Origin of the sequence: Moraxella bovoculi (assembly GCF_000988745.2) — a bacterium.
GTDB classification, from domain to species: Bacteria; Pseudomonadota; Gammaproteobacteria; order Pseudomonadales; family Moraxellaceae; genus Moraxella; species Moraxella bovoculi.
In genome coordinates, this window is the sequence record NZ_CP011381.2 from 1,288,247 (window position 1) to 1,302,286 (window position 14,040).

Consider the following 14,040-nt stretch of genomic DNA (forward strand, 5'->3'; position numbering starts at 1 on the left):
AATATGTAAAATTTTCACGAATTTGTTTGCAAGCATTCCTAGAAATTCGTAAAATATGGCATTTATTTATAATAATTGGGTGACTTATGACAGACATGCTTACCATCGGCATCGTGGCAGGTGAAGTCTCAGGCGATGCGCTGGGTGCGGATTTTATGCATCAGATGAACGCCATTCACCCAAACATTTGCTGGGTAGGCGTAGGCGGTCAAAGCATGCAAAAATTAGGGCTGCGCTCCATCATAGACATGAAGCGGCTCTCTGTGATGGGTCTTGCCGAGGTCGTCAAGCATTTGCCTGATTTATTGCGAGCCAGACGTGAGATATTAGAAGAATTTGATCGTCAGAGCATTGATATTTTCGTTGGCATTGATGCGCCTGATTTTAATTTAAGACTGGGCAAAGTTCTTAAACCAAAAGGTGTGTTCTGCGTGCAGATGGTCAGCCCGAGCGTGTGGGCATGGCGAGAGAGTCGAATTCACACCATCAAAGCCGCCACCAACCTGGTGCTGTGCCTCTTTCCTTTTGAGCTTGATGTATATGCCAAGCATAATCACCCTGCTGTCTGCGTCGGTCATCCACTGCTAGACAAGCTACAAGCCGATGAACGAGCACTCGATGAGACTAAGGCGGAATTTATCAGTCATCATCGTGGCAGTTTTCCATCACTTAAGAAGCTTAATAACCAGACCATTCTATGCATGATGGCAGGTTCGCGCGTCTCTGAGATTCACGCCATTTTGCCACTGCTTATCGATAGCATGGATGAGCTTGCTGATGATCGCGTGGGTTTTGTGCTGCCCGTAGTGAATGCAGAACACGCGCGGCTGGTAGAGTTGATGTTATTTGAGCGTGCGCCTCATCTGCTGCCCCATGCCCACGTCGTTTATGGCGAGGATACACCGATCAGTCATGATGTGATGATGGCATCTGATGTGGTGGTGTTGGCATCGGGCACCGCCACGCTTGAGACATTGCTGCTGCACCGCCCTATGGTCGTGGTGTATAAGCTTAGCAATCTCACCTACACCATCGCCAAGCATCTGGTAAAAATTCCCTATGTATCTCTGCCAAATATCCTATCCTACGGGCAGACAGGAAAACCAATCGTACCTGAGTTAATCCAGCATGACGCAACTGCAGCTAATATCGCAAGAGAAGTCAAACTAATTTTAGGCGACCCTAACGCACAAATCATAAAATTACAACAAACAACCGCCACACTACGTAAGGACAGTCATCATAACGCCGCCGAAACCGTATTGACTCATTATCAACATTCATGAAAGCCCATACTCTAAACACGCACACTCACGCCTGCACCGTTGTCACCCACAAAAATCACGAACCTACATCACGCACCTTTGTCATCGGCATTGATGAAGTGGGGCGGGGTTCACTGTTTGGGCAGATGACCGTTGGGGCGGTGATTTTGGATAATGATTTGACGGGCGAATTTGGGCAAATTGACCTGACAAATACGCCCCTTGCTCTTATCAATGACAGCAAAAAACTGTCTGAAAAAAAGCGGAATTTGGTCTTTGACCCGATTAAACAAACCTGCCAAAGCTATGCTGTGATTGATATACCTGCTTATGTGATTGATGCCATTGACATTTATCAAGCGACTTTACTTGGCATGAGATTGGCGATTGAACACTTGATAACGTTAAATGACATTGGCAAAAACGACAACCTTATCATCATGATAGACGGCAATGCTGCGCCCACCCTATCCGATGACTTTGGCGACTTTCAGCCGTGCATTCACACGCTCATCAAGGGCGACAGCCTTCACACGTCTATCGCTTGTGCCAGTATCCTTGCCAAGGTTCATCGTGATACTGCCATGAATGACTATGCCGAAATTTATCCTGATTATGGGCTAGACAGGCACAAAGGCTATGCCAGTAAAGCCCATACCACCGCCATTTATGAGCATGGGATATTGCCCGAACATCGCAAGAGCTTTAATCCCATGCGGACAATATTATCAAATCAGCTTTTTTAATCGCTTTAAAACAAATCATCCCTTTAAATTCTTATGCTTTTTTATCATCTCTTTTAACACCCGATTATTATCATCAAACCTACGACATTCAGGACACATCAAAAGATGAAATTTCACCGTCATTTTTTGGGATAAAGTCAATGGTTCTTCTTGTGATAAGCTCATCAATTCAGTCATTTTTTGGCAATTCTTTAATCGTTTCATTGTATCCCCCCCCTAAACAAACCATTTTACCGACAAACACATTTGCAATCTTAATCTGGCTCTGTGCAATAACACATATAAATTCTGTCGAGTAATATTTAAATTCTTACAAATCTCATCACTACCCAATTCTATATATTCTTTCATCAAAAAAACTTGTGCCTGCTCTTTGGGCAGATTCTCCAAACAAAGTTCCAATACTTGACAAAATTCATCATTTTCAACTGTTTCATGCGGACTTGCCCAGCGATTATCAAAGGCATTTGGCGATGAACCGTTTTGCCAATGCCCAATATCATCAAACAGCATTGCCAAAAATTCTTCATCGCTATTTTCACTCATATCGCTCATGACTTCATAATGTTTGTTTTGGCGGATGAAGTCGGCAATTTTATTTTTTAAAATGGCAAATACCCATGTTTTAAAGGCGGACTTTCCTTGGAAACTATCGGCATATTTTAGGGCATTTAAGAGAGCATCTTGCACCACGTCTTTGGCGTGCTGTTCGTGATTTAATTGGTTATACGCAAAAGCAAACATGGACTGATAGATCTCGTCCATGCTTTTTTTATCAAATTGGCGTAATTGTGTTTGGTGCATTTTTAAGTCAAAAAAATTTGAAATAAGACAAGGAAAACGAGCGAAGCTGTACAAATAGGGCGTGTTGAACTTTTATATTTGCAATGAAAAATGAGAAAAATCGCACGTTTTTCAAGGAAAAAACTTAAGGCTGATAGTCATTCTATCAGACCAGTTTTTGACGCAGAAAAACAAGATTTAGCCATTTTTCATGCAAAAACATCATTTTATTTTCACAAGATTTCTAAATTTTAAATTGTGTTATAAAGGTTCAGCACGCCCTCACTGTGAGCGAGTTTGACACAGTACTATTTCAAAGTTGGCAGACTTTTGTTTATCCAAAAGTCCATGCTTATATAACGCCCTGCCCCATAAATAATTAGCACAAGCAACATGATAAAATAAGTCATGCCAAATTCTATGCCATTATTTAAAACCACAAAATTACCCGTTTCGGTCAGCCAATCATAATTGCCATGCGCTTGTAAGATTTCACGGGCTTTATTTAATCGCTCGCTCGCTTGTATGGAATTATCCAAACTTACCTGTCCCAATCCACCAAATAATTGGGCGATATTGGTCGCAGGGTCGGTTGGGGTAATGGCGTGCCAGCCGTTTTTTAAATGCACAAGAATCATCGCAACCGCCATTGTGATTGCCAATAACACGCCAAAAAAACGAGTCGCCACGCCGAGTAATAACGCCACACCACCAATCAATTCAGCAACAATCACCATAGCCACCCAAAAGGACGCAAATGGCAAACCAAGCCCCCAATCGGCATTACCAAACCACTGTGCCGTATCATCAAACGAACGGTATTTGGTTAGCCCTGCCATAATAAACACAGGGGCAAGATAAAGACGAATGGCGAATAATGGCAAAAAGTCCAATTTATTTAAATTTACAACAAATTTATTATAATAAGCGTTGTATTTTTTTATCATAATTTACCTTATTTTTATTAAAAATATTGGTTATAAAAAATTTGATTATCAATCATTGTATTGACCAAATCATCAAACGAAGTTTTGATATTATCAAAAATCTCATCATTTAATTCAAAGGTGCGTTGTAGCTCTGCCAATAACTCATTTGTATTTTGATAACATACCTCTTCATTTTGTTTTTCTTGCATAAAGGTTAGTATGATAAAGCTAAGCTGACTTATGGTCATAAATGCCGTTTTGAATGTACCGTCCACCACTTTACGATACACCACCAAAAAAGTCGGGTTTTTTTGACTGGGGGAAAATGCCACGCTAATATCCTGCACCGCCCATTCATAATATAAAATCTGGGCGGTATGATTGATAAAAATAGACTCATTTTGATACATTAAAATAGGCTTGGGATTATTGTTCGGTAGATTATCTACAAACAATTCCACCCATTCATAATGAGCAAACTCTGACAAATAAATGGGTAAATCAAATTTTGTCAAAACATCATCGGTCAAATAGCCGACAAATTGCTCGGTAATTTCACTAAAATACGGACTTGCCATATCGCCATGTTTTAAAAAATCTTTAATCAGATTTTGCCAAACCAATATGCCAAAATGCGTCTCAATAATACTGCGAGTAATGGGAAAGCATTGATTGACAAAGCCAGAGACATTATTATAAATCAGATTTTGATATAATTGCCCCACACGAGCAGGCACGGTATCGGTATTATCGTGTTTTTGTTTGCGGATATAATCGCCAAATTCACGCTGAAAGATGCGTAACTTGGGTGCTTTATCAATCATCATTGTTATGCCATTTTATTAAGTTATCATTAAAATAATTAGGCCAATTTAAATGTAGAATTATTTTTGGGGCGTTCTTGAATTTCCCGAATGAATTTAACTTCACGGGTAAGCTCGCTAAGTTCTGGGAAATTAAAATCACGCTCCAAACAAGTCGGAATCTTATCTGCCGTTTTACCTGTTTTGGCAAATATCAAACCATAAGCGTCATTTAATAACGCCCAAACACGCTCCACCACACTATCGCCATGCGTATCCACAATCAAGCCGTCATCATCCACATAATGCCCAGCAACGTGCAAATAACACGTCCGCTCGAGCGGCAATTCACGCAAATATTGGTGTGGGTCAAAACCAAAGTTTTGGCTATTGACAAAAATATTATTCACATCTAAATGCAATAAACAATCAGCTTCTTTTACCACCGCAGAAATAAATTCACTGTCGGACATTTGGCTTTGGGGCGGTAGATAATAATATGAGGCGTTTTCAATGCCAATTTGAGAGCCTAAAATATCTTGTACTTTTTTAATACGCTCGGCAACCCAAAATACCGCTTCTTCGGTGCAAGGAATAGGCAATAAATCATACAAATGCCCTTTGTCATCACTACACCAAGACAAATGCTCGGTAAATAAATTGATGTTATGCGACTTCATAAAATGCTTAATATTATTGACATGAGCCACGTCCAATTCTTTTGAACTGCCAATAGACAAAGAAAGTCCATGACAAATAAAAGAAAACCGCTCGCTATAAGCACGCAAGATATTTTCAAAACGTCCGCCCATAATTCCGTGGGAGTTTATCCAATTTTCAGGCGACACTTCAAAAAAATCAATCTGGCCTAATTGATGAACGGCATTGGCATCATCAAGAGACATTTGTGGCAATAACTCACGGCGAAAGCCAAGCCCTGCCCCGTGCAATGATCTTTTATTTATCATGTCATTTTCCTAATTATTAGGGTTTGTTATCAACATGGCATTTACAAGTGCTGATGCCCAAAATATGATAAATGGGGCAAAAATTCATAAAGCCTGTTAATAACAGTACAAGCCCAAGAATTCCCCACCACGAGCCAAAATAAGTACCCAAGCCAATAATAACAACACCCAAAACAATTCGTACGATTTTATCAGGTTTACCAACATTGATTTTCATAAAACACCTCTTAACGATAGCCTTGTTGTTTTAGGTCTTCATAGCCGCCGTGATTGGTAACATTGGTATAGCCCAATTTTAAGAGTTCTGTGCGAGCAACTTCGGCACGTCTGCCACTTCGGCAATATAGATTAATAGGATTGTTTTTATTAGGCTCAATGGCAGAAATCCTTGATGCAATATCGCCAACAGGGATATTGACGCTATTTGACAAATGCCCCGCCTTATATTCTTCTGGGCTACGCACATCAATCCAAACGCCTTTTGCTTTTGGTTTGATTTGTGATTGAGTTTGGGTTTGAGATTTGGCATTGTTTTGTTTTGATGAGGTATTGGCAAAACTGTTACACGCAGTTAATCCCAAGATGCTAATTGCAATGACAAGAGTGAGTTTTTTCATAAGACACCTTCTAAATTACACCAATTAAACTTATTTAAAACGATTAAAATTCGGCAAATAAATCATTTAATGATTCGCTAATGGTCGGGTGCGTAAAAATTTGCTCTTTAAAATAATCCGCTTTAACGCCATTATCCATTGCCAATTTAAATAAATTGATAATCTCATGGCTATTTTCACAAAACAACGTAACGCCCAAAATCTCGTTATTGTCTTTATCCACAATCGCTTTTAATAAGCCTTTGGTATTGCCTGTGATTTTGGCTTTGACAATGGCTTGGGCGGGCAAGGTTGCCACTTGGTAATTTTTGCCACTGTCTTTGGCTTGTTTTTCGCTCAGGCCAATTTGTGATAAAGGCGGTGTGATAAAAACACTCGTTGGGAAAGTGTGGCGGTCGGCTCTGTGGCGTGTGCCACTCCCAAACAAATCATCCGCCACAATGCGATAATCATCAAGCGAGATGTAGGTAAACTGCGGTGAACCTGCGACATCGCCCATCGCCCAAATGTGGTCGGTGGCTTTTAGTTTGTCATCGCACACCACATAGCCACGCTCGCTTAGCTGTACGCTTGTGTTTTGTAGGTTTAGACCATCTGTGTTAGGTCGTCTGCCAATGGCGACAAGCACAGCATCAGCGTCAAGGGTCATCTTATCGGTGATGACTTGGGTATGCTCTGTTAGGTGTTTAAATTCTTGGACATCTTGCCCTAAATGCACCGTAATGCCGCGCTCATTTAATAGGTCAAGCACAATCGCACGCACGTCATCATCAATCTTTGGCAAAAAGCTGTCAAATTTTTCAACAATGCTCACTTGACTGCCAAAAGCGCGATACATAAAGGCAAATTCAAGGGCGATAAAACCTGCACCCACGATAACCAGTCGCTTGGGGGCGGTCGCTTGGCTGTCGCCTAAGTTTAAAAGCCCCGTGCTGTCATAAACACGCTCGCCGTCCACGCCTGCAATCGGTGGCATAATGGGGGTCGTGCCTGTGTTGATAAAAATCCGCTCGGCACGCACCGTCTCGCCTGTGGATAGGGCAACAGTGTTGTCATCAACAAAGCTCGCTTGTGCATTGATGACGATTACATTTGGTAAATCATTGATTTTGTTAAAATTAGCTTCACGCAAGGCAGAGATGAGTTTGTCCTTGTCCTGCATGGCAACAGCAAAACTGTCTGTTTTGGCTTCATGAATCAGTTTTTTTGACGGAATACAGCCCACGTTAATACACGTTCCGCCATACATTTTGTCCGATTGCTCAACCAAAATGGTGCGCTCGCCCTGTTTGTCAAACAGCCCTGCCAGCGTTTTGCCTGCTTTACCAAAGCCGATGATTAAGTTTTTGGTTTGTATCATCTTTTTTCTCCAATTTATTTGCCAAAATCATTAGGGCATGACAAGGTTATGAAAAATTCCCAAAACCTTGTCATGCAAGCCTAAACCGCTATTTATTTGTTACCGCCACAACTGGCATTAGCGTTTTTGTCGGTGCTTGCCCCACAACTGGCAGTTGCTGATTTGTCGGCGGTAGCAGTAGCGGTGCTTGCCCCACAACCTGCATTGGCTGATTTATCGGTCATGGTGGCACTGCACGCTGCTTCGCCACATTTACCCTCACCGCATTTACCTTCGGCGGTTTTGGTAGCGGTGGCGGTAGCGGTGTTAGGCTCGGCAGTAGCAGGCTGATCTGGCTCGGCATTTTGGTAGCCTTGCTCCATGGGCTGTGCTTCTACCTTTTCTTCTTTACAAGCAGTAAGTCCTGTGGCAAGTAGGGTTGCTACGGCAAGACCTGTGATTTTACGGTTAAGATTTGACATGATAAACTCCAATTAAACATCATAAACCATTTTATGATACACCTTAGACGGACGTGGGGCAAATATCTTACAAAAAGTTTGAAAAATTTTTAAAAATTGTTGTCATACCCCCTATGTTTTAGGTGCAAACGTATTTTGGCACGCTCTTTTTTATGGCGTGTTTTGGGGTTGTCTTTATCATGAACACCACCCTTCTTCAACAAAGGATTTAGTGCAGTTTGATTGCGCGTTTTAATTACACTTGGACAAATTAGGCAGTTTGCCAATTTCTCGCCAAGCTTGATGAGTTGCTTTTGTGTTTTCATATTTTTATTCTCAAATTCACTCGATTCATGGTTTATATTGTAAATTTACAATAAAAAAGTGCAAACCCGAAAGAAGGTTTGCACCGCATTGAAGTCACGTCTAATCACATCACACAGTCATCACCCAGACAGTCAAAACGGTCGGTCTTGTAAATCTACAAGTATTGCAATACATAGACATTGTTTTACTCCCGTTATTATCTGGATGGATGAAATGCGCCAAAGCGCCCAATTGCCTCTATAATGAGTGCCAAAGATACAAATTCAAGTGAATCGAGGCGCTTTTAATCAGCTACTCTATTATTCGCTGACAGTTTTAATGATCAATCTCTCAGCACCCGCCAAAGTGTTCTCTACCTGAGCATAATTAATATTCGTCTGCTCAATCATCGCCTTAGTGTCGTTAAAGCTCACCAAGACTTCATCACCCACCTGTGTCACTAACACCTTTAATGGTAGCTGCAGCGCAAAGGTGGGTTCTTGGATCATCAATGGCGTGCCCGCTTTTGGATTGCCAAACACAATAACGGTCGCAGGCTGCATATCAAGACCCGCTTCCTTGGCGGCTTGTTGATGGTCGATGGTCGAAAATACCGCCATACCTTTGCTTTGGATGGCAGCAGTTAATCTCTCAACCGTCTGTTCAAAGCTGTATTTGCTTTTGATGGTTTGCTGCTTCATGATTTTATTCTCCGCATGAACGACAGATGTTTTTGGGGGGTTGTCAGGCAGACTAGTACACGCACCCAAAAGCATGGTGGCAACAATTAATGCAGGTAAAGTTTTCATTACAATACACTCTCAAAAATTAATTCTACTAACTAGATGGAAAATCTAGCGCTTCTTATCGCGTTTCTTAAATTCTGCAATGCGTTTACGTTCACGCATGACTTTCGCCTTATTTTTAATTTTAGGGTTTTTCTTACCTTCGTATGGGTTAGCGTTCTGCTTAAATTCAACATGCAAAGGCGTACCCTCTAGTTTGAACACATCGCGATAGATGTTCTCAAGATAACGCTGATAGCTCTTTGGTAAGGCGGAAGTCTGGTTACCATGGATGACGATCACTGGCGGATTATGCCCGCCCAAGTGTGCATATCTTAACTTGATGCGACGACCACCGACCATTGGTGGCTGGTGATTTTGCACGGCATCTTGTAGAATCTGCGTCAGACGAGACGTGGACACCTTGAACATCGATGCATCATACGCCTTATGAATTGACGGATAAAGCTCGCCCACACCATTGCCATACAGCGCTGAGATTAGATGAATCTTCACCCACGGCACGAAGTTAAAGCGACGATCAATCTCAAGCTTAACATAGTCTTTTTGGTCTTGGGACAAGCCATCCCATTTATTAATGGCAATCACTATCGCGCGACCTGCATCGAGTGCATAGCCTAACATGTGCAGATCCTGATCGACGATACCCTCTTTGGCATCAACCACAACGACAACGACATTCGCATCCTTAATGGCCTGCAAGGTCTTAACAACAGAGAACTTCTCAACCTTCTCATCAATACGGCCGCGACGACGCACACCCGCCGTATCGATCAGCGTATATTTGCGACCTTCACGCTCAAAAGGAATGTAAATACTGTCTCTGGTAGTGCCCGGCATATCAAAGACGACCACACGCTCCTCGCCCAGTAGGCGATTGACCAGTGTTGATTTACCAACATTCGGGCGTCCGATAATAGCAAGCTTTAGGCTATCATCATCATTATCATCAGCCTCATCCTCTGGCATGTCAGCCGTTAAGACTTCTAGAAGGTTAGTAACACCCTTACCGTGACTGGCAGCGGTCGGAAATGGCTCACCAAAACCCAATTCAAAAAACTCTGCCGACGAGGCTTCATGTACGCCATCCATCTTGTTCGCCACAAGATATACCGGCTTGCCCAGAGTATGCAAGAATCTGGCGATCTCGCTATCCGCACCGATCAAGCCAGAACGCGCATCAACCACAAAGACAACGATATCTGCCTCATGAATGGCGGTATAAGACTGAGTCGCCATGTAGTCGTCGATGTTGCCCGTACCATCATCCGCTTCACCGATACCGCCTGTATCCACGACGATGAATGACTTATTCCCAAAATGCGCATCGCCATATTGACGATCGCGCGTCAGACCAGCCATGTCCGCGACCAGCGCTTGACGAGACTTGGTCAGCTGATTAAATAGGGTTGATTTTCCGACATTTGGGCGGCCAATCAAGGCAACCACAGGTTTAATACTCATAATCTCTCAAAATTATTTAAAAAATAAATTTACAATCAAATAAAAACACCAAATCCTTTGCCATCATTTGACAGCAAAGGAAAAGGGTCAATTAAAAAACCTAAAACTGCCAAACGCTCACTACGCCCGACGCACTCTGAGCATATAGGCGATTACCATTGACTTGCAGGCTGGTTAATTGACCCTTAGTCTCAGCGCGACTTACGATGTTGCCATTGACATCGAACAGATGAATCACTCCATCATAGTCACCAACCGCGACATGATTACCCACAGTAACAGGATTGGTAAGCTTACGGTATTTTAGGTTTTCATTTAGCCATAACGTCTCGCCTGTCAAGCGGTTAAAGGCCTTAACATCACCATTAACCCCTGTGGCTACAAGCACCTCACCAAGAACAGTCGGCGATTTCGTGCTTGAAATCTCGCCTACGAACATCGGGCGACCTGTTGACATGTCAAAAGCCGCCAATTGACCACTAAAGCTTGTCACATATAAGTGCCGACCTACCACCAATGGCGTACCATCCACATCACTCATGCGCTCAACCGCACTGCCACCAGTCGCCATACCCACACGGCGCGTCCATAATGGCGTACCCGAAGCAGGGTTAATCGCATGGATACGACCATCCGCTGTACCAAATAGCGCTGTCTGCTCATCCAAATGTAGCGGCTTAGCGGCGCCGCGTACACTCACATCGACATTCTGCGTGCTAAACTGCCACATGGCTGTACCTGTCTGCAGGTCTAGACCATAAAGCGTTCCATTATTGCCTGACAGTAGGACACGATTGTTAGTAATGAGTGCTGGGGTTGGGCTAGATGTTGGTAGTGCCTTCTCCCACACGATCGCACCCGTCTGAGCATTGATGGCAACCACTTTACCTGAGCGCGTACCAACGATGGCAACGCTGCCTGATTGATTAGATGCTACACCGCTGGTGATGGCTTCTTTAAGATCTACCGACCAGACGGTTTGCTTACCATTTAATAAGGCAACGATGCCGCCACGACTAGCAGCAATCAGACCCTCGCCTGTTTGGGCAACTTGTAGATCAACCACGTCTTTTTTGCTGGCGCGGCTGCCTTTCATCATGCTACGACCTTGATCTAGAGATGCACTAAACACAGGTGATAGCACCGCAACAGGTGCGCTGATTTTGATTAATTTGGCAGGTTTTTTGCTTTCTGCCTTAATGCCTTTACCACAACCAACCAAAGCCACCGCACTTAATGCGCAGACCAGAGCAGTTTTTACAAAACGAGTGTGCATATTTTATCCTTATACTGTATAGCCGCCAACTGTGCGCTGCAGCAATTTTTGAGGTGATTATTCGCTCATCATTATAAAGCTGATTTAATAACGACTAATTACCCATTTGTGTGTTTTGTGTTTCTAAGTTTTGGGCAGGTGCTTCAGCTTCATCACCACCCTCTTGGGTAGCTTCAGCACTCTTAGGCTGACTGACTTGCACAGGCGTTGCGACCACAGGCGTTCTTGGGGTGATCGGTGTTACTTCAGCGCCCAACGACTGCAATTTCAGGCTTAATACAGCGCGCTGTTCTTGGCGTTCGCGTAGCGCCTCCCATGCTGCCACATAAGCTTTCTTGGCATTCTCGGTGTCATTTTTGGCGATGTGAATATCACCCAACAACTCTTGACGTGACGCCTCAAACGCTGCCGGCAACTCTTTATTTACCAATTCAAGCGCTTTATCAACTTCATTGTTGTCAAGCAGCACACGACCTAGGCGCAAATCTGTCATCGCTGCCAAGCCTTGATCATCAAGTTTTAGCGATTGTGCCTGCTCAAGCGTTGTGACAGCCTCAGTCAGCTTGCCTGCATCCGCTTGATGGCGCGCCTTCAACATCAGGCCTTGCCATGCATATGCAGTATTTGGATGCTCAGCGACTAACTTATCAATGTCAGCGAATAATGCCGCTTCGTCCTTAGCGGTACTTTCCTGAGCTGCAGCGTCTAGGTCGGGATTTTGCTTGGCAAGCTTAATCACCTCATTACGCTCATCGATGTTAGTATACATATCCGCAGCGACAGTATCAACTTTGGCGTAGTTCTTTTGATAATACTCCCACCCAAAATAACCTGCAAGCACAGCAATGATCACCCATATGATGGTACTGCCGTGTTTTTTGAGTGCGCTCATAGCCTGGTTGTCTGTCATGTTTGACGAATCTTTTGTCATGCCATTATCCTATCAGTTGGCAAATTTGCCATAAATATTAATCAATAATCGACCAGCAATCAATTAATTTAAAAACCAGTTTCTATCTTGGGTGCTCTGCTCGCCAGTCGTCATGTCTTTGACGCTAATCACACCGCGATCAATCTCATCTTGACCGAGCACGACGGTGTATTTAGCGCCTGACTTGTCTGCTTTTTTGAATTGAGATTTTAGACTTGAGCCATTTGCCATTTTTACACGAAGATCGCTTCGTTCATTGCGAAGACTCTCAGCGAATAGCAAAGCCTCTTTATACACCTCGGGCTGCGCTACCACAAACACATCGCAGTCAGCTTCTAGCATAAAAGGATTAACCGCCTCAATCAATAGTAGCAAACGCTCAAGACCCATACCAAAGCCCACCGCAGGCTCAGACTGCTCAGGCTTGCCTTTTAGCACACCGACCAATCCATCATAGCGACCACCACCACATACGGTTGCCTGAGAGCCCAATTTATCCGTCACCCATTCAAAAACCGTCTTATTGTAGTAATCAAGCCCGCGCACCAATTTATCATTGAGTTCAAAATCAATGCCAAGCGCGGTCAAATATATCTTCACCTGCTCAAAGTGCGCTCGGGTATCATCGCCCAAGAAATCATCAAGCTTTGGCGCATTTTGTAAGATGGATTGGGTTTTTTCATCTTTAGAATCCAAGATGCGCAGCGGATTGGTGGTGAGTCGGCGCTGACTGTCTTCATCAAGTTCATCTTTGCGCACCGTTAGGTAATCAACCAGCGCCGTCTTATACGCCAAGCGTTCGCTTTCCTCACCTAAGGTATTCAATTGCAATTTAACGTGCTCTGACACGCCAAGCTTTTGCCAAAAACGATAAGTCATGGCGATCAATTCCACCTCGCCATCAGGCAGATCATTGCCAAACACCTCGGCGCCAAGCTGATGGAATTGACGATAGCGGCCTTTTTGTGGGCGTTCATAACGGAACATCGGTCCAATGTACCAAAGCTTTGGCGCATCGCCACGAAGCATGTTATGCTCAATCACCGCACGCACACAGCCTGCCGTACCTTCGGGGCGCAGCGTAAATGACGCACTTTCACCTTCAGATTTGCCGCCATGAATCACGCTGAACATCTCTTTTTCGACGATGTCAGTTGCCTCACCAACACCACGGGCAAACAATTGAGTCTCCTCAACCAAAGGTAGGCGAATTTGGCTAAATCCATAACCATCAAGCACATCACCCAAGATGGCTTCTAGCTTGCGCCATTTTTGTGCATCGCTTGGTAGCACATCATTAAATCCGCGAATGGCGGTAATTTTACTCATGTTTGTTCCTTATTAAT

General features: G+C 43.6%; 16 protein-coding genes. 2 read left to right on the plus strand and 14 right to left on the minus strand.

The genetic code is table 11. The features are described 5' to 3' along the window. Positions 1-86: 86 nt before the first annotated feature. Positions 87-1,286: a lipid-A-disaccharide synthase gene (gene lpxB, locus AAX10_RS05820; RefSeq protein ID WP_046700109.1), complete on the plus strand. Its 1,200-nt coding sequence runs from the start codon at positions 87-89 to the stop codon at positions 1,284-1,286. Further along, entirely contained in the window at positions 1,283-2,011 is a 729-nt protein-coding gene (locus AAX10_RS05825; RefSeq protein ID WP_046700110.1) for a ribonuclease HII, read from the plus strand. The genes lpxB and AAX10_RS05825 overlap by 4 nt, the downstream gene beginning before the upstream one ends. Before the next feature lie 15 nt (positions 2,012-2,026). Here AAX10_RS05825 and AAX10_RS10605 read toward each other — a convergent pair whose 3' ends face one another. The 14 genes from AAX10_RS10605 to hisS all read right to left on the minus strand — a co-directional run bounded on the left by AAX10_RS10605 (position 2,027) and on the right by hisS (position 14,023). Further along, on the minus strand, positions 2,027-2,215 hold the full coding sequence (locus AAX10_RS10605) for a zf-HC2 domain-containing protein (protein ID WP_036366339.1): 189 nt from the start codon (positions 2,213-2,215) through the stop codon (positions 2,027-2,029). Positions 2,216-2,227: 12 nt separating this feature from the next. Further along, positions 2,228-2,815, minus strand: a complete 588-nt coding sequence (locus tag AAX10_RS05835; protein WP_046700111.1) for a sigma-70 family RNA polymerase sigma factor — start codon at positions 2,813-2,815, stop codon at positions 2,228-2,230. Positions 2,816-3,102: 287 nt separating this feature from the next. Continuing rightward, positions 3,103-3,741: an HvfX family Cu-binding RiPP maturation protein gene (locus AAX10_RS05840; RefSeq protein ID WP_046700112.1), complete on the minus strand. Its 639-nt coding sequence runs from the start codon at positions 3,739-3,741 to the stop codon at positions 3,103-3,105. Positions 3,742-3,758: 17 nt separating this feature from the next. Then, a complete protein-coding gene (locus AAX10_RS05845) occupies positions 3,759-4,550 on the minus strand; it encodes an HvfC family RiPP maturation protein (protein ID WP_046700113.1) in 792 nt (263 codons plus the stop codon). Positions 4,551-4,585: 35 nt separating this feature from the next. Beyond that, a complete protein-coding gene (locus AAX10_RS05850; protein ID WP_046700114.1) occupies positions 4,586-5,494 on the minus strand; it encodes an HvfB family MNIO-type RiPP peptide maturase in 909 nt (302 codons plus the stop codon). Positions 5,495-5,510: 16 nt separating this feature from the next. After that, positions 5,511-5,711, minus strand: a complete 201-nt coding sequence (locus AAX10_RS05855; protein WP_046700115.1) for a YgaP family membrane protein — start codon at positions 5,709-5,711, stop codon at positions 5,511-5,513. A gap of 10 nt (positions 5,712-5,721) precedes the next feature. Then, entirely contained in the window at positions 5,722-6,111 is a 390-nt protein-coding gene (locus AAX10_RS05860; protein WP_046698307.1) for a rhodanese-like domain-containing protein, read from the minus strand. Between the two features lie 43 nt (positions 6,112-6,154). After that, positions 6,155-7,471: an FAD-dependent oxidoreductase gene (locus AAX10_RS05865; RefSeq protein WP_193550988.1), complete on the minus strand. Its 1,317-nt coding sequence runs from the start codon at positions 7,469-7,471 to the stop codon at positions 6,155-6,157. Positions 7,472-7,563: 92 nt separating this feature from the next. Next, positions 7,564-7,932: an HvfA family oxazolone/thioamide-modified RiPP metallophore gene (locus AAX10_RS05870; protein WP_080947071.1), complete on the minus strand. Its 369-nt coding sequence runs from the start codon at positions 7,930-7,932 to the stop codon at positions 7,564-7,566. A gap of 605 nt (positions 7,933-8,537) precedes the next feature. Beyond that, a complete protein-coding gene (locus tag AAX10_RS05880; RefSeq protein ID WP_080947072.1) occupies positions 8,538-9,026 on the minus strand; it encodes a DUF302 domain-containing protein in 489 nt (162 codons plus the stop codon). A gap of 45 nt (positions 9,027-9,071) precedes the next feature. Beyond that, positions 9,072-10,487 carry a ribosome biogenesis GTPase Der gene (der, locus tag AAX10_RS05885; RefSeq protein WP_046698310.1) on the minus strand — a complete coding sequence of 472 codons (1,416 nt, stop codon included), beginning with the start codon at positions 10,485-10,487 and terminating at the stop codon, positions 9,072-9,074. Between the two features lie 100 nt (positions 10,488-10,587). Further along, positions 10,588-11,763 (minus strand): outer membrane protein assembly factor BamB, encoded by a 1,176-nt coding sequence (gene bamB, locus AAX10_RS05890; RefSeq protein WP_046700117.1) that lies wholly within the window; start codon positions 11,761-11,763, stop codon positions 10,588-10,590. 94 nt (positions 11,764-11,857) lie between these two features. Next, positions 11,858-12,694 carry a YfgM family protein gene (locus AAX10_RS05895; RefSeq protein WP_046700118.1) on the minus strand — a complete coding sequence of 279 codons (837 nt, stop codon included), beginning with the start codon at positions 12,692-12,694 and terminating at the stop codon, positions 11,858-11,860. Between the two features lie 63 nt (positions 12,695-12,757). Beyond that, entirely contained in the window at positions 12,758-14,023 is a 1,266-nt protein-coding gene (gene hisS, locus AAX10_RS05900) for a histidine--tRNA ligase (protein WP_046700119.1), read from the minus strand. Positions 14,024-14,040 lie beyond the last annotated feature (17 nt).